Origin of the sequence: Flavobacterium psychrophilum (assembly GCA_001708385.1) — a bacterium.
Lineage (GTDB): Bacteria > Bacteroidota > Bacteroidia > Flavobacteriales > Flavobacteriaceae > Flavobacterium > Flavobacterium psychrophilum_A.
On sequence record CP012388.1, the window covers coordinates 2,800,288 to 2,822,804 of the forward strand.

At 41.5% G+C, this 22,517-nt stretch carries 11 protein-coding genes; 4 read left to right on the plus strand and 7 right to left on the minus strand.

From position 1 onward, the window contains the following. Positions 1-95: 95 nt before the first annotated feature. Entirely contained in the window at positions 96-2,255 is a 2,160-nt protein-coding gene (locus ALW18_12240; GenBank protein ID AOE53222.1) for a peptidase M3, read from the minus strand. A 131-nt stretch (positions 2,256-2,386) separates the two neighbouring features. On the opposite strand from ALW18_12240, the gene ALW18_12245 reads away from it, so the two are divergent. Beyond that, positions 2,387-5,200 (plus strand): membrane assembly protein AsmA, encoded by a 2,814-nt coding sequence (locus ALW18_12245; GenBank protein AOE53223.1) that lies wholly within the window; start codon positions 2,387-2,389, stop codon positions 5,198-5,200. Between the two features lie 37 nt (positions 5,201-5,237). On the opposite strand, the gene ALW18_12250 is transcribed toward ALW18_12245, so the two are convergent. Continuing rightward, a complete protein-coding gene (locus tag ALW18_12250) occupies positions 5,238-6,137 on the minus strand; it encodes a nitrogen fixation protein NifU (GenBank protein AOE53224.1) in 900 nt (299 codons plus the stop codon). Between the two features lie 245 nt (positions 6,138-6,382). Here ALW18_12250 and ALW18_12255 point away from each other — a divergent pair, with 245 nt between their 5' ends. The 3 genes from ALW18_12255 to ALW18_12265 all read left to right on the plus strand — a co-directional run bounded on the left by ALW18_12255 (position 6,383) and on the right by ALW18_12265 (position 16,512). Then, the gene (locus ALW18_12255) at positions 6,383-14,695 is read left to right on the plus strand and encodes a hypothetical protein (protein ID AOE53225.1); all 8,313 of its coding nucleotides are present in this window, start codon (positions 6,383-6,385) and stop codon (positions 14,693-14,695) included. A gap of 232 nt (positions 14,696-14,927) precedes the next feature. Beyond that, a complete protein-coding gene (locus tag ALW18_12260) occupies positions 14,928-15,920 on the plus strand; it encodes a hypothetical protein (protein ID AOE53226.1) in 993 nt (330 codons plus the stop codon). A gap of 67 nt (positions 15,921-15,987) precedes the next feature. Next, complete coding sequence (locus tag ALW18_12265; protein ID AOE53227.1) at positions 15,988-16,512, plus strand: acetyltransferase; 525 nt, start codon at positions 15,988-15,990, stop codon at positions 16,510-16,512. Here the strand turns inward: ALW18_12265 and ALW18_12270 are convergent. The 5 genes from ALW18_12270 to ALW18_12290 form a co-directional block, all read right to left on the minus strand. Next, entirely contained in the window at positions 16,509-17,291 is a 783-nt protein-coding gene (locus tag ALW18_12270) for a glutamate racemase (protein AOE53228.1), read from the minus strand. The genes ALW18_12265 and ALW18_12270 overlap by 4 nt on opposite strands. A 62-nt stretch (positions 17,292-17,353) precedes the next feature. Next, complete coding sequence (locus ALW18_12275) at positions 17,354-17,863, minus strand: hypothetical protein (protein ID AOE53229.1); 510 nt, start codon at positions 17,861-17,863, stop codon at positions 17,354-17,356. A 52-nt stretch (positions 17,864-17,915) separates the two neighbouring features. Next, positions 17,916-19,031, minus strand: a complete 1,116-nt coding sequence (locus ALW18_12280) for a hypothetical protein (GenBank protein AOE53230.1) — start codon at positions 19,029-19,031, stop codon at positions 17,916-17,918. Positions 19,032-19,068: 37 nt separating this feature from the next. Beyond that, entirely contained in the window at positions 19,069-21,768 is a 2,700-nt protein-coding gene (locus tag ALW18_12285; GenBank protein AOE53231.1) for a hypothetical protein, read from the minus strand. A gap of 7 nt (positions 21,769-21,775) precedes the next feature. Next, positions 21,776-22,516: a UDP pyrophosphate synthase gene (locus ALW18_12290; GenBank protein ID AOE54401.1), complete on the minus strand. Its 741-nt coding sequence runs from the start codon at positions 22,514-22,516 to the stop codon at positions 21,776-21,778. Position 22,517 lies beyond the last annotated feature (1 nt).

Below are 22,517 nucleotides of genomic sequence, written 5' to 3' on the forward strand. Positions count from 1 at the left end.
TAATTTAAGTTGAATATATATTTATGTTAATAAATAGTATGCAGCAACAAAAAGCCTGAAGATATCTTCAGGCCTTGTCTTTTTATATAGGATTGTTATCCTTTTATTTTGTTGTTTTCAAGCTTTACCTCTTTTTTGTCCAGTCCTCTTTTGCGAAGCAGTGGTTCTATAGAAGGTTCTGCACCGCGGAAGTTTTTGTACATCTGCATTGCATCTAATGTTCCGCCTTTTTCAAGGATGTTGGTGCGGAAGGATTTTGCATTTTTCTGGTCGAATAACGATGATGTTTTAAATGCGTCAAATGCGTCAGTGTCTAGTACTCCCGACCATATATAGCTATAATATCCTGCAGAATATCCTCCGCTAAAAATGTGGCTGTAGTATGTGCTTCTGTAACGTGGAATGATAGAATTAATCAATCCCAGTTTATCCATAGATGCTTTTTCAAAATCAATTACATTCTGTGTAAGTGGTTCTGTCCTGTTGTGGTAATCCAGGTCAAGGTAAGCAGCAGCCAGGTATTCTACAGTAGCAAATCCCTGATCGAACGTAGCTGATTCCTGGAGCTTTTTGATAAGGGCATCAGGAATAACCTCTCCGGTTTTATAATGTTTGGCATATAGCTTTAAAACCTCCGGTTCGGCAGCCCAATTCTCCATTACCTGAGATGGCAGCTCAACGAAGTCGGTAGGTACGCTCGTACCCGCAAGGCTTTCATAGGTAACGTTGCTCAGCAATCCATGCAGGGCATGTCCAAATTCATGAAAGAAGGTTGTTGTTTCATCAAAGGTAAGCAGTGCAGGGTTGCCGGCTGTAGGTTTAGAAAAGTTGCAGACAATAGAGATTATAGGGGCAAGGCGCTTGCCGTCTACTGTTCTTTGTTTGCGGTACGATGTCATCCATGCGCCACCTTTTTTAGAAGCCCTTGGAAAGAAATCCATATATAAGATACCAAGGTGCTTGCCATCTTTGTCGGTTACTTCCCATGCGGTAACATCAGGATGGTAAACCGGTACATCTTTTAGCTGGCGGTATTGCAGTCCGTATAAGTTCTTAGTTACTGTAAATATTCCGTTGCGTACGTTTTCAAGGCTAAAGTAAGGCTTTAGTTCCTGTTCGTCCAAATCGTAACGCTGCTTGCGTATTTTCTCTGTATAGTACCTCCAGTCGTATGGCTGAACATCATCTTTAATACCGTCGGCAACCATAAGTTTTTTAATATCGGCTTCTTCAGCTTTTGCCTTTTCAAGGGCAGGTGCCCAAAGCTGATCCATCAAAGCATAAACAGCCTCAGGGGTTTTAGCCATACGCTCTTCAAGTACATAGGCGGCATGGCTGCTGTAGCCTAAAAGTTTGGCTTTTTCGGCTCTAAGGTTTGTCATTTCTACCACATTGATGCGGTTATCAGACGCATTGCCATTATTGCCACGGTTTTGATAGGCTGTCCATAGTTTTTTGCGAAGTTCACGATTATCAGCATACTGAAGAAAAGGCATAACGCTTGCATTTTGCAATGTAAACAGCCATTTGCCTTCCTTGCCTGCTTCCTTAGCCTCGTCGGCAGCTGTTTGTATCACTTCTTCAGGAAGCCCTGCCAAGTCTTCTTTTTTGTCTACAAACAATTGATAAGCATTGTTTTCTTTAAGGATGTTGTCGCCATATTTCAGCGATAGTACCGATAGCTGCTCATTTATCTTACGAAGGCGCTCTTTTTGTTTTGCATCAAGGTTGGCTCCACTACGGACAAAGGCTTTGTATTTCTTTTCTAAAAGCTTAGACTGTTCTGCATTCAGCTTATATTCCAATTGGGTATCCCATATTTTTTTAACGCGCGCAAACAATTTTTCATTAAGAAAAATATTGTCGCTGTGTTTAGAAAGTTCAGGAGCAATTTCCTGCGCTAGTGCCTGAAGTGTGTCATTCGTATTGGCGGTGGTAAGGTTACCAAGTGTTGTTGTAATGCGGTTAAGCAGGCTGCCGGAGTTTTCAAACGCCACAATAGTATTTTCGAAAGTAGGTTTCTCTTTGCTGTCGGCAATAGCATCTATTTCGCCCTGGTTGATGTGTATAGCCTCTAAAATCGCCGGCTTGTAATGGTGGTTTTCTATAAGGTTAAACGGTGGTGCTTCGTATGGTGTATCGTAAGCGGCTAAAAGCGGATTGTTCTCGCCAATGGTTTCGGCCTTGTTTTCCTGTTTGCACGACATAAATAATATAAATGGTAAGTTTAAAATAATCAGGTGTTTTCTCTTCATGTCAAAAATGTGTAAAGAGTAAAGTTACCGTAATCTGCTTTAAAAAGCAAAGTATATTAAGTTCAGGTTAAATAAGATTTGCTATTTATAGGAAAAAACTATCTTTATTGAGGTTTTTAAATTGCTTAGCCATGAAATCAACGCCCCGAAATATTGCCCTTAAAATTTTTAAATGGATAGGTATAACCATAGTGTCTGTACTATTTCTGTTGTTTATAATTCCCATACTTTTTCCCGGGACAATCGCCGAACAGGTAAAGATATTTGCGAATAAGAGTATCGACGGAGAGCTGAATTTCTCGAAATCAAAACTTTCATTTTTTGCGCATTTCCCTTCCCTTACGGTATCGCTGGACGACCTTTCGCTAAAAGGCTCTGCTCCCTATAGAAATGATACGCTGCTAAAGGCAGACGAGGTGGCTTTTGGTATTAACCTTAAGCGGCTGATCTTTGATAATGAGATTAAAATTGATGAGATATATGTGTCTGACGGTTTAGTGAATGTAATGGTAAACGAACAGGGACAGGCAAATTACAATGTGTACATCGCTCCAAAAGACCAACCGAAAGATACATCGGGTACAGGGCCGGCTATAAGGCTGGACAGGGTAGATCTTAAAAACCTCCATATTAAATACAGCGATAAATCGGCTAAAATGCTGGTTGATGCTCACGGCTTTAATTATGTTGGTAAAGGTAATCTTAGCGAAGAAGTGTTTGACCTGCAAACTGATGCTGCCATAGATTCTATCGACTTTTACTACGACAACGTGCCTTATCTTGAAAAGAAAAAGGTACGTGCCGACCTGATAACGCGAATAAATACGAATGCCCTGTCGTTTATCCTTCAAAAGAATGAGTTGCGAATTAATCAATTGCCTGTAGAATTTACCGGTGTGTTCTCTATACTTAAAGACGGATATAATATTAATATAGACGCAGTTTCTAAAGATAATAAGCTTAAAGACCTTTTTTCGGTACTGCCTCCGCAGTATTCAGCCTGGATGCAAGACACCAAGATTAAAGGGCGTAGCGATTTATTGTTTACTTTTAAAGGACGATATAACGCAGCTACAAAACAGCAGCCTGATCTCGGCTTTAGTATGCAGATTAGGGATGGTATGATAGAATATAAAGATGCGCCAATGGCAATGTCTGACTTTCAGATGAACCTTAGCGCCATGTTGCCGTCGCTGGATGTTGAGAAGATGAGTATAAGTCTTAAAGCGCTTGACTTTAAAGTAGGCGATAACGATAAATTCAGTGCCTTTTTGTACACCAAAGGGATGAAAGAAATGACCGTAAAAGCCAATGTTAAAGGTTCGCTCGACCTTCAGGCGCTCGATCGGGCTCTGGGTATTCAGAATATTGACCTGAAAGGTGTACTTAAAGCAGATATTGTTGCCGATGGTATTTATAGTGCCGAGAAAAAACTATTTCCTAAAACAAAAGGTGGCGTAAATCTGCAAAACGGATGGCTTAAAACATCGTATTACCCTAACCCAATTACTGATATTAAATTTGTAACCAATGTACAAAACAGTAAAGGCACTTTTGATGACGTAAAAATTGTGGTTAATCCGGCATCGTTCGTGTTTGAGGGTAATCCGGTATATGTAAATGCAAGCGTGTCTAATTTTGAAGATGTAGATTATAATGCCAAGATAAAAGGAGAACTTAATATCGGGCGAATCTATAAGGTATTCTCACAAAAAGGGCTCGACGTTACGGGTTATGCCAAAGCAGATCTTTCGTTGCAGGGAAGGCAGAGCTATGCCACAACCGGGCAGTATAGTAAGCTGAACAATAAAGGAACCATAGTTCTCAAAGATATTAAAGCAACATCTGAATTATTCCCGAAACCATTTAGGCTAAACGAAGGGTTGTTCAGGTTCCAAAACGAAAAAATGTGGTTTGATAAGTTCCGGGCATATTATGGTAAATCTGACTTTGCCATGAACGGCTATCTTTTGAATACCATCAATTACTTTTTAGAATCGCATGGTACGCTGCACGGTAATTTCAATGTAAAATCGAACCTTATTAATGTTGATGAATTCATGGCATTGAAAGAAGGCGAGAACACCGACCTTAAACCCGAGGTGGAAGCTGTAAAGGCAGCTAACCCAAAAATGAGCGGGGTAGTGGTGCTGCCAACCAATCTAGATGTGTCGTTAGTAGCGAATGCCGATAAGGTGGAGTATACAGGGTTGGTGCTAAATAATCTTATAGGGAAAGTAGGTATTTCTAAAGGGAAATTATCCCTTCAAAATACCACCTTTAATATAATAGATTGTAACGTAGGAATAGATGCTGCGTATGATGACGAATCGCCTATGTCTGCTAATTTTGATGTGCATTTTAAGGCGAAGGACTTTAATGTTAAAAGAGCATATAAAGAAATACCTATGTTTCGTGAAATGGTAAGCGCAGCTGAAAAAGCTGAAGGTATCATATCGCTTGACTATAAGCTGAAAGGAGATCTTGATGGTAATATGAGTCCTATTTATGCATCGCTTTCGGGTGGTGGTATCATATCGGTTCGCGATGTGAAAGTTGCAGGGCTTAAAATGTTTGGCGATATAAGTGATAAAACAGGTTCGGAAGGTTTAAGCAATCCTAACATCAAAGGCATAAATATTGAAACGACTATTGATAACAACCTTATACGAATAAAAGAATTTATGTTTAAGGTGGCGGGCTTCAGGCCTAAAATAAAAGGTACAACCAGTTTTGATGGTTTGCTGGATATAAGAGTGAGGCTTGGATTGCCTCCGTTAGGAATTTTAGGTGTGCCAATTGTTGTTACCGGTACGCACGAAGACCCTAAAATAAAAATATTCAGTAAAACAGGTCAAAAAATAGAAGAGGCAAAATATAACGAAAAGACCAATAAGCTTGTTAAGAAGGAAAAAGTAAAAACAGAGCCTAAAAAAGAGAAGTAACAAAAAAGTCCCACGCTTAGCGTGGGACTTTTTTGTTTTAAGAGTTTATAGCCTCTACCTTAATATCGTTATCGTTAAGCATGTCTTTCAGCATGTTTTCTATACCACTTTTAAGTGTAAAGGTAGATGACGGGCATCCGCTGCACGCGCCTTGCAGTATCACCTTAACGCGTTTGTCGGTTTCGTCATACGATTCAAAAGCAATATTACCACCGTCGGCCTGTACTGCAGGTTTTACATATTCTTCAAGAATGTTGATAATTTTCTGTGATGTAACATCCAGTCCGTCAAAATAAGCTTCATTCTGTTTTTCTGCCTGTGGCATTGTTTGAATCAGCGATTCGTCTACAACAACACCGCCATCCTCAATGTACACTTTTATAAAGCTGCGTATCTCCGGAGTAATTTCATCCCATTCTGTAACAGCATATTTAGTAATAGAGATGTAATTCTCATCTATAAATACTTCTTTCACAAAAGGAAATTTAAATAGTTCTTTAGCTAGAGGAGAAGCTAATGTCTCATCTATATTTTTAAACTCTACAGATGTTTTTGTGAGCAGTTTGTTAGATACAAACTTAAGTACAGATGGGTTAGGGGTGCTTTCTACATATATAGTAGAGGGCTGTTTCTTTCTAACCTCTTCCTCTTCAATAACAATTTGCCCGCCGGTGTTTACAAACTGTTCAATTTGCGACGCTACTTCGTCCTGAACATCTTCCCATTCTACGATTGAATATTTCTCAAGCGCAATAAAATTGCCCGATATGTAAATTGTTTTTACAAACGGAAGGTAAAATAGTGTTTTAGCCAGTGGAGACTTAGCGGTCTCATCTATATTCTTAAACTCGTAATTATTGCTTTTTGCAACAAAATCACTGAATTCAAATTTTAATATAGATGGGTTTTGGGTGGGTCTTATAGTGATGCTTTCCATGATTTCTAAATTTTATACAAAATTAGTGCAAAAATACATTAAAATGAGGTAGGGTAAATTACTTTATAAATGTTTACACTTGTGCTTAGCAAAAGGGTTAGTTATTAAAATTGCAAATTTCAATGTATTTTGTGATTATTTTTATTTTAACAAACAAACATTGTTGTAATATTTATATTTGACACTTTTCTGTTAACGTTTTCCGGTATTTTTTAACAATAGTCGCGTCACGCAAATTCTTATTTATGAGAAAACTTTTACTATTACTTTTATTGCTTGTAGGAACAATAGGTTCTTACGCGCAATCCAGTATTTCGGTTTTCAGTACAAACCCTACTAACACTTATGTTAAAGGGGAAACACTGACTACAACCTACATTATTACCAATAATGGTACAGTTCCTGTTTATAATGTGCGTGCAGTATATGCTGTGCCTACATATTTACAGATGGTACCGGGTATTGCGAAATTTTGGTACAGCCCTATTCCTGCAAATCTTCCGCAGGATCTGGTTAATTTTGGGTTAGATACTACCGTGCCGGTTTTGGCTGTTAACCAGTCATTAACCTATACGGTAACTATAAAAATACCAAGAGACTATGAAGGGCCGATAAGCGATCTTGTGGTTACTTATAAAAAAGGTGCCGACTTAAATGTTGTAACTACTGATAATAAAACAACTTATGTTCCGGGAACACAATCTGTTTATACAGTAACAGTTTCTAACAACGCTGGTGAGACTGCTACAGGTGTTGCTGTTTCAGTGCCTATACCTGCCGGTATTACAGGCTTTAGCTGGACAGGCAGTAACGGAACTTCTGGCACAAACGCTGCTATAACAGATACTATAGCTTCACTCGCGCCGGGGCAATCGGTTACTTATACAGTAACGTTAAATGTTCCTGCAGGATTTACAGGTCCATTAACCGTTGCTGCAACTGCAACGGCACCCGATTTTGTCGATCCTGTCACCACGTGTACACAATGTAGCGATACAGACACAGCGGCAGCACCGGGTACACACGATGTGGCAATAAAAATGACAGATAATATAGATGTTTACACTGCAGGTGCAAACTCAACGTATACAATTACAGTGACTAACAACGGCCCGGATGTGGCAACAGCAGTTACTGTATCTAACCCTGTTCCGGCAGGTATAACTGCGTTTACATGGGTAGGTAGCAACGGTACTTCGGGTACAGGTGCGCTTAACGATGTTATACCTACACTTACAGCAGGACAAACTATAACCTATACAGTAACATTAGGTGTGCCTGCGGGACACACTGCCAATATAGAAAGTACTGCTACGGTAACGAGTGCAGGTACAGATAGCAATACTGCAAACAACACAGTTACAGATATTGATTATGCTACAGGTTCTGCCGATTTGGTAGTAACTAAAACTTTAAACCAGGGAACTACATATACAGCAGGCCTTAATGCGGTTTATACAATAACAGTGAGAAATGAAGGGCCTACTGCGGCGCAAAACGTTTCTGTTACAGATAATATTCCTACTGGCTTAAACACGGCCTCGGCAACATGGTCTGGTAGTAACGGAAGCAGTGGTACGGGTAATCTTACCAATGTAATTCCAACTCTTGCTGTGGGTCAAACAGTAACGTACCAGTTAACTATACCGGTGCCGAGTAATTATAGCCCGACGGCAAATATTGTTAACCAGGTTGCTGTAACGAGCACAACACCAGATCCTAACCCGGACTGTGCGGGCTGTACGCATACTGCTACACCTAATCCTCAGGCAAATCTTATAACCTATAAAACAAATGGGCAAACACAGTATGCTGTAAACTCTACAGTTGTTTATACCATTGTGGTAACCAACCCGGGGCCAAGTGATGCGAGAAACGTAGTTGTTCAGGATTCTAAGCCGTACAACGTAAACTTAATGTCGTGGGAAGGAAATAACAATGGTGGTTCGGGAGGATTTACGAATACTATTCCTGTTCTTGCAGCGGGACAAAGTGTAAAATATACGGTAACAATTTTTGTTGAGCCAAATCATATTACAGCTGTAGGTCCGCTTGTAAATACTGTACAGGTAACAAGTACTACTCCAGACCCTGTACCGGCATGTCCTAATTGTACAGATACAGATACCCCAAGGGCAGATTATGTTACCGTTGACAAAACAGCATATTCTACAGAGGAGCTTGTGCTTGATGTATTGATTGATACCGATTGTATTAGCGTATACGATATCACAGCGAGTGCAGGTGATATTTATGGAAATTATGGTATTTCTTATTTCAACAGGAATAATTCAAATCCGGATAGTTTCCCTGTTCAGGATGGTATTATTATACGAAATGGTAATGCTAAATTTAGTGAAGGAAAATACAGAGAAGCAGATCTAAGTAGTACAGCTTCTGGTATAGGTGACACTGATTTAGAGAGTTTTAATGTTGATGCTAATGGTAATCATAACAATAGTAGCCTTAATGATGTAAGTTATCTTCAATTTAGGTTCGTTCCGTTGTCAAACGAGATGAGTTTTGAGTATGTATTTGCCGCAAACGAATACGGTCAGTTTCAGTGTGGATATGCCGATATATTTGCCTTTATGCTTACGAACGAAACTGCGGGTGGGGTTACACAAAATATTGCATTAGTACCTAGTACGAATACACCGGTTTCGGTAGGTACTATACGTAACGGTCTTCATAACAGCGGTTGCGGATCTGTACATGCAGAATTTTTTGCAAGGTACAATGTTGACGACGCGGCAAATTCAACAATAAACCATAGGGGACAGACAGTATTGTTAAAAGCTTCTGCCGAAGTGGTGCCTGGTGATGTTTATAAAATAAAACTAGCCGTTGGAGATTATAGCGATACATTATATGATAGTGCTGTATTTCTTGCAGGAGGCTCGTTTAATATTGGGCAGCCTACAGTACCGGATGATTTAACTATCGGTAATGGTTTTGCACTTTGTCCAGGAGAGACCTATACAATTACTTCAAGTGTTGGTGCCGGTTCTAACTTTATACTACGTTGGGAAAAAGACGGCGTATTGTTGAATAATCCTGATGGTACTCCAATTGACACACCAACCCTTACAGTGAGTGAAGGTGGTGTTTATACCTTAAAAGCAGCATTTTCTACTCAACCGGACTGTTTCCTTACAGATGATATAAGAATTGAATACCGTCCTGACATAGAATCAGGCCTGCCTAAAGATTTAAACCTTTGTGGAGATCCGAGCCAGCCAATGATGTTTAATCTATTTGAGAATGACGCGGCTATTTTGGCAGGTGTTGAGGACCCTAACACAGTAGAATTATATTACTATAAGTCTGTTGAAGAGTTTGAAAATAACTTTCCTCCAATCTATACTATGCCTTACGAAGCTAACAACGGAGATACTGTGATCGCGGTATTAATGGGTGTTTTCTACGATTGTCATAAAATAATGCCGTTTACCCTTAATATTTATGATTGCGAGATTGAGATGGAGCCACACACTGCATACGTATGTGAACCCGCGCCTTTTGATGGAGTAGAAGTTTTTGATCTTACGTCTTATACAGATGAAATGACTGTTGAAAATCCTGTTCCGGCAGGCTATATCTATACATTCTATAATAATGGTCCGGATGCTCAGGCGGGAATAAATGCTATCGCAGATCCGTCTTCTTATCAGGGTACTAATAATGAAATAGTATGGGTAAGGGCAGATAATCCTTCTGTTGAGGGTATCACAATCTATGGTGTTGATCAGCTTACATTGCTGGTTCCGCCTATCCCTGCTATTGCAGACATTCCCGATGTTTCTGCATGTACATCATATATTTTGCCGGCATTGCCTGCAAACACAAATTATTATACTGAAACCGCAGGAGGAGGACAATTGATCCCTGCGAATACTGCAATAACGACATCGCAAACTATTTATACATTCGTTGTTAGCGGCACGTCACCATACATTTGTACTAACGAAGACAGTTTTGTTGTAACTATTTATCCTGCACCTGTTGTTCAGGAACTTGCAGATGTTGCTGCTTGTGATGCATATGAATTACAGCCATTAACGGTAGGTAATTACTACACCGGCCCAGGCGGAACGGGAGACCTTCTTCCTGCTGGAACTGTCATAACCGAAACCCAGACAGTTTATATTCATGCTGTAACCGGAGATGCTACTACGGTTTGTACAGATGATTCTGATTTCGTAGTTACGATAAATAATGCCCCAACCATAGTTGAGCCTACCGCGTTAGAAGCATGCGAAGTTGACAACGCAGGTTTTGCCACTTTTAATTTAACCCAAAGAAATGCGGAGATCTTAAACGGTCAGTCGGGATTAACCATTACCTGGTACCCAACACTGAGTGATGCACAGCTAAATGTAAATGCCATCCCGGACCCATCGAGCCATTACGATGATTCAGGTATTGTATATGCAGGTGTAGTACAGGAAGGCACCACAACAGGCTGCCGCAGCATAGTACCGCTGACACTGATAGTACATCCACGCCCGGCAGTGCCGGTTGTAAGCCAGCTTACCCTGTGTGATGACAACAATTCACCGGACGGTATAGAAGAATTTGACTTAACCTTGAATGACGATGCCGCAAGGGGCGGGGATGCGAGCCTTACGGTTCAGTATTACCTAACCCAGTCAGACGCACAAAACAATACCAGCCCGATAACAACACCGCAGACCTATCCAAATGCAACCCCTAACCAGCAGACAATCTGGGTAGGGGTAGCAACAACCTTTGGCTGCCGCAGTGTATCTTCATTTACCATTTTAGTAAACCCGTTACCTGTATTAAGCGATAACCCTGCAGACTTCATTGCCACCGAGTGTGAAGAACTGCCTGGCGAGGCTGATTTTGACCTTGATGAAATTGCAACAGCGGTAACGGCAGGCTCAGCAAGCTATGTGGTGTATTTCTACCAGACAGAAGCCCAGGCACTGGCCGGTGGCGCTGATTTTGAACCGGGCCCAACCTACCTGTCAGGCGATGCCGATATCTGGGCCAGGGTAATTAACCCTACCACGAACTGCGTAAGGGTAGCCCGTGTGGAACTAAACGTAATCCCTGCCCCTATTGCCACCACCCCTGCACCTATTGCAGAATGTGATGACAACAACGACGGCTTTGCAAGGTTTAACCTTACACCAGCCATGCAGGCTATTGAGGCCGCTATCCCCGATGTAACGGTAAGCGCCTTTGAGACCCAGAGCGATGCTGACCTAAATGTAAATGTAATACCGTCACCCGAGGCCTATGACAATATCGTAGCAGGTACCCAGACCCTGTACCTAAGGGTACAGTCGGACCTTACGGACTGCTATGATACGGTAACCCTTGTGCTGATTGTAAACCCAAGGCCTGATGCCCACAGCCCGGCGCAGCCTTATGCGCTGTGTGATGACGGTACCAGCGATACTGATGGCATAGCCCATTTTAACCTGAACAGCCAGAGTGCTGAGATACTTGCAGGCTTAGACCCTGCGCAGTACACAGTAGACTATTACACCGACGCTGCAGCTACACCTGCCAGCCTTATCGGTACACCGGGCAACTACCCATCGGCAACAGCTACGGTGTATGCCAAAGTAACCAATACAGCCACAGGCTGTTTCTATATCGTAGCGGTACGCCTTGTGGTGAATGCCCTTCCGGTGCTTATTACCAATGAGTACAGCTACTCGCTGTGTGATACCACACTGCCGGCCAACAAAGAGACCTTTGACCTTACCACTACCATCGATAAATTCATCACCGATGAAAACCTAAACGGTGTAGCGGTAACCTTCCATACCACCCTTGCCGATGCGCAAGGGGGCACCAATGCCCTTACCGACGCCCAGGCACAGGCGTATGAGAACACTTCACAGGTACAGAGCCTTTATGTGCGCTTTACGGTAACCACTACAGGCTGCTTCAGGCTTGGCTACCTTGATATCAGGGTAGAGCCGCAGCCGGTACTTACCCTTCCCTCACAGGATGAGCTAACGGTATGTGATACCGATGGCAACGGTATCGGTGAGTTTAACCTTGAAGCCTTAAAAGAAACCCTTGCCAATGGTGATACAAGCCTTGTGATCACCTTCCACCTAACGGCGGAGGAAGCACTATCGGGGGCCAACCCGATCGGTAATACGACCGACTACAGGAATGACCACCCGGGCACACAAACCCTTTGGGTAAGGGCAGTGAGCAGTACTACAGGCTGCTTTAACACCACGCCATTCCCGGTTACCCTTATAGTAACCCCTGCACCGCAGGCACCAAAGCTACAGGATATCACCCTTTGTGATGATACCGACAACAATGGGCAGGACGGGGCGCTAAGGACAGACCTTACAGTATATGAAACACAGATAAAAGAAGCAGTAGCCCCTGTGGAAGTAACAATCACCTATTACCTTTCCAAGGCTGATGCTGATGCGGGTAGTAACGGTATTGCCAGCCCTGCAAGGCACATTGCCAGGGATGGGCAGGTGATCTGGGTAAGGGTAGAGAATACCGCAGGCTGCTATAGCCTTACGAGCTTTACCATCCATATCAACAAGCCACACCAGTTGGTAACCCCAACACCCCTTGCCGTATGTAACGAGGCACTGCCAAATGACGGTATTGCAGAATTTGACCTTACACAAAAAGACGATGAGATACTGGGCCCTGATGGGGTAGGCATGGACTACGTTGTAGACTACTTTACCACCGACCCAAAAACAGACAGCACCGCCGTGGCAATCGCTGACCCTAAGGCGTATGTAAATACAGACAGCAATGGAGCAGCCCAAAACCCAAGAACGATCTGGGTAAGGGTAACCACCACCCAAGGGTGTGTTAGCTATACCACCCTAACCATAAGGGTGCTTCCGCTACCTGTACCCAACTTTAACCCAGCCCCACTTGAGGTATGCGACCAGGATACTACAGAGGTAGGCAGTGAGCCCTTTGACCTGACCCTTGCACAGGATGATATCCGCAACAACGGTACTAACTACCTGTTCAGCTATTATACCACAGAAGAGGATGCCCAGGCAGGCACCAATGCGATACCTGACCCAACCAGCCACAACAGTGCCAGTGGCAGTGTATGGGTAAGGGTTGAGGCCAATACCAATAACCCATCTGATTTGAGGTGCTTCCAGATAGTGGAGCTTGAACTAATAGTGAACCCACTGCCACCGATAGCCGACCTTGCCGACTATGGTATCTGTAACGACACCCCTGCATCCCCGACAGCCTTTAACCTGAAGGAGTATGTAGAGACAGCCCTTGGCGGTAATACAGGTACCATTTACACTATAGGCTACTTTAGCGATGCAGCCCTTACCACACGTGCCACGCCAATAACAGGGTATGTAGTAACAGGCAGTGCAACGGTATACATAGAAGTAGTGAACAACGACACAGGGTGCAGGATCGTAAAAGAGCTTGAGCTTATCGTAGAGCAGCAGGCAGTAGCCAACCCTGTGGCAGACCCTGCGGCGGTATGTGATACCGACGACCAGAATGACGGCAGGGCCTCAGGATGGGATTTAACCCTACTTGCACCTGAAGTACTTGGCGCTCAGGACCCGGCTGTGTTCCTTGTAAGCTATTACGATATTGACCCGTCTACAGTACCTGCACCGCAACCGATACAAGACCCTGAAAACTATACCAACCAGACTCCGGAGAGCCAGGTGATCTGGATCGTAGTAACCAACAGCGATACGGTACAGGACACTCCATGCAGTGCCACCACTACGGTAACCCTAAGGGTAGAGCGCAGGGCAGAGCCTGTTATCACCACAGCAGATGGCAGCGATACAGTATGTATCGAATGGGGGGCAAGCGAAGGCGAGCTGGAACTTAACAGTGGTGTAGTACCAAACGGGCACACCTATCTTTGGTACAAAGACGGGGTACTGCTAACCGATAGTGATGACTCAGGAAGCTACATCGCCAAAACAGGCGGCGTATACACCGTAGTAGTAACGGGCCCTGCGCCACTGGAATGTGTGTCGGATGAATCGGCAGGCTTTACGGTAATCGAATCAGGGCAGGCATCAGCAATAGGCCAGGGGTACTATGTAACCAACTACTTTAGCGATAACCAGACCATAACGGTAACCATAGAAGGAAACGGGGAGTACACCTACCAGCTGGATAACGGCCCAAGGCAGGAATCTCCGGTATTCACCAATGTATCCCCGGGCTACCACACGGTTACGGTATGGGATGAGAAAACAGATTTTCCATGCCAGGAGCTGGTCTTAAATGGAGTAAGCATTGTAGACTACCCTAACTTCTTTACCCCTAACGGTGATGGTTTCCATGACACGTGGAACATCATAGGCTTAAGCGGTACAGGATCGGTGATCTATATCTTTGACCGCTACGGCAAGCTTATCAAACAGATAAGCCCGGACCTTGAGAGCAGCGGATGGGACGGAACACTAAACGGTACCCCGGTACCGGCAACGGACTACTGGTTCACCGTTACCTACCCTGAGTTTGATGGCACCACAACGGCAACCAAAGAATTTAAATCGCATTTCTCATTGAAACGATAAAAGCATTATGTTAATTGAAAATGCTGTCAACTTTGGCAGCATTTTTTTCAATATTTTAGCATTAAATTACCAACCTAACGCAAAAATTTATATATTTGACCGCTATCGAAAATTACAGGAGAATATAGGTGTTGCAGTAGTTAACGTACTGTAGCGAAATGGGAATATTATTTTACTCTAATTATCTGAAGGTCTAGCAAAAAGCATATTTCTCATTAAACGAAAAGGTCACATGAATTTTAAAAAGATTTATCTATTTTTTGGATTGTTATTAACACAACTGTCTTTTTCTCAGGAAGGTATAGCGGTTTACTCTGATTATTTATCAGATAACTATTATTTACTTCACCCATCTATGGCTGGGGCAGCAAATTGTGCCAAAATAAGATTAACTGCACGTCAGCAGTGGTTTGGACAGGACGATGCGCCTCAATTGCAGACCTTGAGTTTTAATACTAGTGTTGGTCCTTCTTCTGGTATAGGTGTAATTGCCTTCAATGATAAGAATGGATACCACTCTCAAACGGGAGCTAAACTTACATATGCTCACCATATTCGTTTCTCAAGAAGTGATTATGACCTTAATCAATTATCATTTGGTATGAGTGGTGGTTTGATTTCAAGCCGTCTTGATGAAACAAAATTCTATCCTGAATACGATCCAATCGTAGATGGTGGTATGAAACAAAAAGATTCATATTTCAATGTTGATATTGGTGCTTCTTACCATTACCTTGATTTTTATACCCACTTTACTGTAAAGAATGCTATTGCAAGTAAAAGGGATATTTATACTGACATAGAAAGCGATAACCTTAGAAAATATATCTTTAGTTTAGGTTACGTTTTTGGTTTCCAGGAATCACTTCAGTGGGAGCCTTCAATTATGTTCCAGGCTGTTGATGAGACTAAAGAAAAGCTTATTGACGTTAACCTTAAAGTATACAAAGAACTTGACTTCGGTAGACTATGGGGTGGCCTATCTTATCGAAGAGCTTTAGAAGGAGCTCAGTATATTGACGGTGGAGGGACTTCAGATCAAAACCTGCAATATTTTACACCGATTATCGGTATAAACTATAAAAACTTTATGTTCGCTTATACATACTCTTACCTAACGGGTAAAGTTAAGTTTGATAATAGCGGATTCCACCAGATAACACTTGGTCTAAACTTATTCTGCAAAAGGGAGAAATACGATTGTAATTGTCCTGCAGTTAACTAATTATAGAGTACACATTATTAATTCCGTCCCGATAAGCAACTATCGGGACGATTTTTTTACATACATTATGGTAATTAAAGAAGTAAACGGAAAATACCCTCAAATACCTGAAGATTGCTTTGTAGCAGAGAATGCAACTATTGTTGGAGATGTAAGCTTTGGTGCGCAGTGCAGCGTTTGGTTTAACGCTGTTATTAGGGGAGATGTGCATTATATTAAAATAGGCAATAAGGTTAATATACAGGATGGTGCTGTAATACATGCTACCTATTTAAAGCATCCAACAACAATTGGCAATAACGTTTCAATTGGGCATAATGCAATTGTTCACGGCTGCACAATTAAAGATAATGTGCTTATTGGTATGGGAGCAATAGTTATGGACAACTGTGTTATAGAAAGTAATTCCATTATTGCGGCAGGTGCGGTTGTTACTCAGAATACGGTTGTAGAATCGGGGGTAATATATGCAGGCGTACCTGCTAAGAAAGTTAAAGATATAAATGCCTCTGATTTTGCCGGCGAAATAGAAAGAATATCTAACAATTATGTTATGTATTCTTCTTGGTTTGAAAAAGATCAAAAAGACTAAAAGTCTTTTTGATCTACGGTATAATTATCTTTAAGTATGGACTTAAGTACTGTCGGGTCTGAATTTACATAGAATTCATATATACCGTCGTGGACTTCCGGATTAAGCAGATTGTGTTCTTTTAATACAATTTTCGTCTGCTTGGCAACCGCCTCTCCAGAATCAATGATTTTAACGCTCTCAGGGAGTATTTCTTTTATTTGAGGAACAAGGTAAGGATAATGACTGCAACCGAGTACCAGGTGGTCTATATTGCCTTCTATCATAGGTTCTAGATATTCTTTAAGAAGTTCTTTAATCTCATCAGATTCAAGTTTACCTTCTTCTATAAGCTTAACTAAATTAAAGCCTACCTGTTCAATTACATTGATGTCTTTAAGGTTTGCTACGGTTTTGTAGAAAAGTTCGCTGGAAAGCGTCCCTTTCGTCGCCAGGATGCCTATATTCTTCGTCTTGCTGTGTATTGCAGCGGGCTTAATTGCAGGCTCTATTCCGATAAAGGGCACATCGTATTTTTCCCTTAATTCTTTTATAGCATTTGTAGTCGCAGTATTGCAGGCAACAACTATTATTTTGGCATTGTTTTCAAGAAGGTATTCGGTGTTCTTGAAACTCAAATTTACAATCTCTTCTTTTGTTTTTTGTCCGTAAGGAGCATTTTTACTGTCTGCGAGGTATATGGTATTTTCGTTTGGCAGCAGGCTGTGTATTTCTTTCCATATAGATGTTCCGCCAATACCGGAATCAAATAGTCCTATAGGGTTTTTGTTTTTATCCATATTACAAATATAAAAAAACGGCTCATAAAATGAGCCGTTTCTGTATATGGGTTTTCTAAATATTAGAAACCTAATTCTTTTTTGATGTCTGCTAAAAGGTTAGTACCGTCTGCAAGAAGTACACCTGTTCCGTTTGATGCATCAAGTACATACTGGAATCCTTTTGCTTTACCTACTTTTTCGATTGCTTTTTTAGCTTTCTCAAGTATTGGCTTAACGATGTCTTCCTGTTTAGTCTGAAGCTCTTTAGCAGCCGTTTGCTGATACTGCTCAATTCTTGCACGCATATCCTGAACTTCAGTTTGGCGAGCATCGTTTACAGCAGCAGTAACAGTGTTTTGCTCAGCATCATATTTTTTTATTTTAGTTCTGAATTCTTCCACCATAGTGTTGTATTCAGTGTCGTATGTTTTGCCAAGTTTTTCAATTTGGGCTTTAGCCGCTTTCATTTCAGGCATAGCATCCAATAGTTCACTTACATTAACGTGTGCTACTTTTGTCTGTGCAGATACTGCCTGACTTGCTCCAACAAAAAGTAATGCAGCGATTAATAAAGATTTCAATTGTTTCATCATTTAAAGTATTTGTTATTAATTTTTCGTTTTTGTTCCTGTTTGGGTGCCGTTATTCGGCTGGAGTTTCTTCGGTTGCGGGAGTAGTTGTGTTAGCATTTTTAAGCTTTTCTTCCCTTGCTTTCTTAGCAGCTTCCCTGTCTTCCTGAATTTTCTTTTTCCTGTCTTCTATAAGCTTTTTGCGCTCTTCTATTTTTCTTTCGCGCTCTTCTTTTGCAGCATCTGCAGTGGCTTGTCTTTTAGCGGCGGCTTCTGTTGCAGCTTGAGTTTTATCTGTTGCAGCAGGCTTTTCAGTAGGTTCCTGCGTGTCGGCATCTACAGTTTTGTCCTTATTGCTTTTAGGAGCTACAGCAGTATTGTCTACGGCAGTTTTTGAATCAGGAGTTTCTGTAGCAGCAGCTTTAGGAGGTGTAGTGCCATTTCTTCTTGCATCCCTTTCCTGTTTTAACTGCTCACGTTTTTCCTCGTATGCTCTTTTCTTTTCATCCTGAAGTGCTTTACGCTCTTCAAGTTTCTTCTCTCTTGCATTCTTCCTGTCTTCGATTACCTTTTGCCTGTCCGCGTAATCAGGGTTAGACTCAAGTTCTTCTTTAGCTTCCTGCTTTTCGAATTCCTTGATTTCTTTACTGCTTAATTTTTCCTGTTTAGCAGCTCTCGAAAGTCTTTTTATGATAAGGTCACTAATGTCATGTTTTTTAGCTGCAAACAGCATTGTAAGGTCTGACGATTTGTCAAAAACAAAATCGTAGTTTCTTAATGCGGCAAGATCTTGAGCCACTGTGAATACCTGATCCTGGATTGGCTTAACCAACACAGCTTTCTGCGTGATAAGGTCTCCTGTAGGGCCAAATCTTTTTTCCTGGTAATCCAGCAGTTCTTTTTCCTGGAAAAGAATTTCTTCTTCCCTCTCTTCGATAAGCTCTTTTGTTAACAGGGCTTTTTCCTGCTGAAGGCTTTCTTTAAGCTTACTTATGTCATTACGCTTAACTTCCAGTTCCTGCTTCCATTTTGAGGCTTTCTGCTCAAGCTGATTTTTGGCTTCGGCATAATCCGGCACCTTGTCAAGAATGTAGTTCATGTCAAGATAAGCGATCTTTAAGCCTCGCGATTGTGCATTAGCTGTTAAAGCGGCTAGTGCAAGAAGTACTGTAAAAAAACATTTTTTCATAATCTCATTACGTATTAGAAAATATCATGCCAATTTTTTAAAACTGCTGTCCAATAATAAAGTGTGTCTGCCATCCGCTTTTGGTTGTAGATCCTTCCGCCGGGTCGAAACCATGACCAAAGTCAATTCCAAGTAGACCAAATGCAGGCATAAATACCCTAAGACCGAAACCTGCCGAACGCTTAAGCGCAAACGGGTTGTAATCTTTAAAGCCACTGTATGATGCACCTGCCTCAGCAAACGTTAGTGCATAAATAGATGCCTGTTGTTTAAGCGTGATCGGGTAACGAAGCTCTAACGAGAACTTGTTATAAATTGTTGCACCAATCTGAGCGCCTGTTTTGTCAATAGGGGCAAGTGACTGGTTAGGGTAACCTCTTAACTGAATAACCTCCCTGCCATCAAGTGCGTAGTTGGCAAGACCGTCTCCACCAAGATAGAACCTCTCAAAAGGAACAAGTCCCCTGTCCTGGTTGTAAGCACCCATGTAACCAAATTCAGCTAGCGAACGTAATACAAGTTCCTGAGATTGTTTACCTGCAAGTTTTGTATATGTATCTGCCTTAAATTTAATTTTATAATATTCCAGCCAGTCAAACCTTTTCTGGTCAACTTTACCCGGGTCTGCTGTTGCGTCCTGCCATCTGTCAACACGGAAGTACCTGTCATTACCATTTACATCCGGAACGTTTTTATAATAATCCCCTATACCGATACTTGGCTGGCCTGATTCTGTAGCAGGTATAGCGGCAGTTGTATTGTTTTGTAATTTATACGCTTGTTTTTCACCAAGTTTACCATAATCTACACCATTAAGTAACGAGTAAGGAGGCGTAACTTTTGCACTAATACTAAAGAATGAACCTTTAGACGGGTATATTGGATTGTTACCCCTGTTATCCCTGCTTAGCTCTACAGTATAGTTAACGTTTCTTGATGTTCCGTTACCAAAGGTAAACAATCCTGTGTTATAATTACTTAGGTTGTAATACTGGAACGTTAACGAGTGTGATAACCTCATAAAGAAATCGGGCTCACTCAACCTTTTAGAAAGTCCTACTGTTACCGATGATATCGTGAAACTTCTTGACCTGTCTACATCCCTGCTGCTAAAGTTGTATAAGAACTGTTTACTGTGTGATAATGTAGAGAACAACTGAATAGGTTTTTTACCACCAAACCAAGGCTCTGTAAATGACAAGCTGTATGTTTGGAAGTACGTACTACCCTGAAGCCTTAAGGCTAATTTTTGTCCGTCTCCCATTGGAAGCGGAGTGTAGGCATCTTTCTTGAAGATATTTCTCATGGAGAAGTTATTGAACGATAGTCCCAGTGTACCGATGAAACCACCACCACCGTAACCACCCTGAAGCTCGATCTGGCTAGATCCTTTTTCAGTAACGCTCCATTCGATATCTACAGTTCCCGATGCAGGATCCGGATTCTTAACGTCAGGACGGATTGTTTCAGGGTCAAAGAAACCAAGTGCACCAAGCTCACGAATGGTACCAATTACTTCTTCTTTGTTCCAGCGCATTCCCGGCCTTGTTCTAAGCTCACGGTAAATTACGTGGTCGTTTGTTTTGTCGTTACCTACAACTGTTACATTGTTAAAGTAAGCAACAGGTCCTTCAACGATTCTTATTTCAAAATCAATAGTATCGTTTTCTGTTTTTACCTCTACAGCATTAATGTTAGAGAACAGGTATCCGTTATTCTGGTAAAGGTTGGTAAGGTCAAGCCCGTCCGGTTTTGTAGCATCTGCTATCCTTTTCTGAAGCATGATACCATTATAAACCTCGCCTCTCTTAATACCTAACACCTGATTAAGCTGCTGGTTTGTATATACGGTGTTTCCAAGGTATTTAATGTCGCCAAAGTAATATTTGTTACCCTCCTGAACATCGATCTTAATATCAACCATGTTCTTCTTAGGGTCGTATATTACAGTGTCTTCAACCACACGTGCATCACGGTAACCTTTTTCTTTGTATTTGTCTACAATGCTGTTAAGGTCTTCTTTGTATTTGTCTGCAACAAATTTAGACGATTTAAATATCCTTAACGGATTAGGGAAAGCCTTAACCTTGGTGTTCTTCATGGCTTTCCTTAGTTTTGCTGCAGAAAGCTGAGTGTTACCTGTAAAGTTTATGTTTTTAACTTTTACCTTGCTGCCACGGTCTACATTCACCACCATTTTCACGGTGTTTGTACTGTCAGGTATAACGTTTATGGCTGCTTTTGCATTGTAGTAACCATCTTTTTTATACTTGTTCTCAATGTAGTTTTTGGTAGTTGTAATAAGGTTTTCGTTTACAATTTTACCTTTTGTAAGCTGGGTGTCTTTTAGTAAAGCTTCGCTTTTACCTTTACGAACACCCTGAATTCTTGCTTCGCTAAGCTTAGGTAGCTCGTTAATGGCAAGTTCCAGCCAAATACTGTCGTTTTGTACCCTGTCTATATAAAAGTTTACATCGCTAAAAAGGCCAAGTTTCCATAGTTTTTTTATGGCAGTGCTTATTTCCTCTCCCGGTACCTGTATCGCCTGCCCTTTTTCAAGGCCGGTAAAGGTAATAACGGTTTGTTCGTTGTAGCTAATTTTGCCTGTTACAAGAACATCGGCCAGGATATATTGTCTTCCTGAGTCAAGGCGAGGGCCATCATCCTGGGCAACTGCTTTAAAGCCTGTTGCAAATAATAATATGCCAAAAAGTAATTTAACGCTTCTTTGAAACATTATTTTTTTATTTAACTTGTTCACTGGTCTTTCCAAATCTACGTTCTCTTTTTTGATAACTGATAATTGCGTCATGTAAGTCTTTTTCCCTGAAATCAGGCCATAAAATATCTGTAAAATACAACTCTGCATAAGCTATCTGCCAAAGCAGGAAGTTGCTTATACGGTGCTCTCCGCTGGTCCTTATAACAAGGTCTACATCGGGCAGGTCGTAAGTGTACAGATGCTCGTTTATAGTGCTTTCGCTTATATCGGCTACTGTTAGCTGGTTGGTATTTATTTTTTCGGTTATTTTTTTGAAGGCAGAAATAAGTTCTTCCCTTGATCCGTAGCTAAGTGCCAGGGTGAGGGTCATCCTGCTGTTATTTTTAGTCTGTTCTATAACTTCAAGCAGCTGTTTGCGTGCTTTAGATGGAAGCAGGTCTATATTTCCAATGGTGTTTAGCCTTATGCTGTTGTTTATAAGTGTAGGCAGTTCTTTTCTAAGGGAGTTTACAAGGATATTCATCAATGCATCTACCTCAAGTTTGGGTCTCTTCCAGTTTTCTGTAGAGAAAGCATAAAGGGTAAGATTTTCAATGCCCAGTTTAGCACATGATTCTACCGTTTGCTTAACGGCTTTAGTGCCATTTTCGTGGCCTATTGCGCGTAGCAATCCTTGTTTTTTTGCCCAACGGCCGTTACCGTCCATAATTATGGCAAGGTGTTTGGGCAGGTTATCTTTATTTATGGTAATTGTCTGATCCATT

Coding starts and splice junctions, on each gene's coding strand:
- ALW18_12270 (AOE53228.1), bottom strand. CDS start 17,291: ATGGATAAAAACAAAAACCCTATAGGACTATTTGATTCCGGTATTGGC.
- ALW18_12285 (AOE53231.1), bottom strand. CDS start 21,768: ATGTTTCAAAGAAGCGTTAAATTACTTTTTGGCATATTATTATTTGCA.
- ALW18_12265 (AOE53227.1), top strand. CDS start 15,988: ATGGTAATTAAAGAAGTAAACGGAAAATACCCTCAAATACCTGAAGAT.
- ALW18_12275 (AOE53229.1), bottom strand. CDS start 17,863: ATGAAACAATTGAAATCTTTATTAATCGCTGCATTACTTTTTGTTGGA.
- ALW18_12260 (AOE53226.1), top strand. CDS start 14,928: ATGAATTTTAAAAAGATTTATCTATTTTTTGGATTGTTATTAACACAA.
- ALW18_12250 (AOE53224.1), bottom strand. CDS start 6,137: ATGGAAAGCATCACTATAAGACCCACCCAAAACCCATCTATATTAAAA.
- ALW18_12245 (AOE53223.1), top strand. CDS start 2,387: ATGAAATCAACGCCCCGAAATATTGCCCTTAAAATTTTTAAATGGATA.
- ALW18_12255 (AOE53225.1), top strand. CDS start 6,383: ATGAGAAAACTTTTACTATTACTTTTATTGCTTGTAGGAACAATAGGT.
- ALW18_12290 (AOE54401.1), bottom strand. CDS start 22,516: ATGGATCAGACAATTACCATAAATAAAGATAACCTGCCCAAACACCTT.
- ALW18_12280 (AOE53230.1), bottom strand. CDS start 19,031: ATGAAAAAATGTTTTTTTACAGTACTTCTTGCACTAGCCGCTTTAACA.
- ALW18_12240 (AOE53222.1), bottom strand. CDS start 2,255: ATGAAGAGAAAACACCTGATTATTTTAAACTTACCATTTATATTATTT.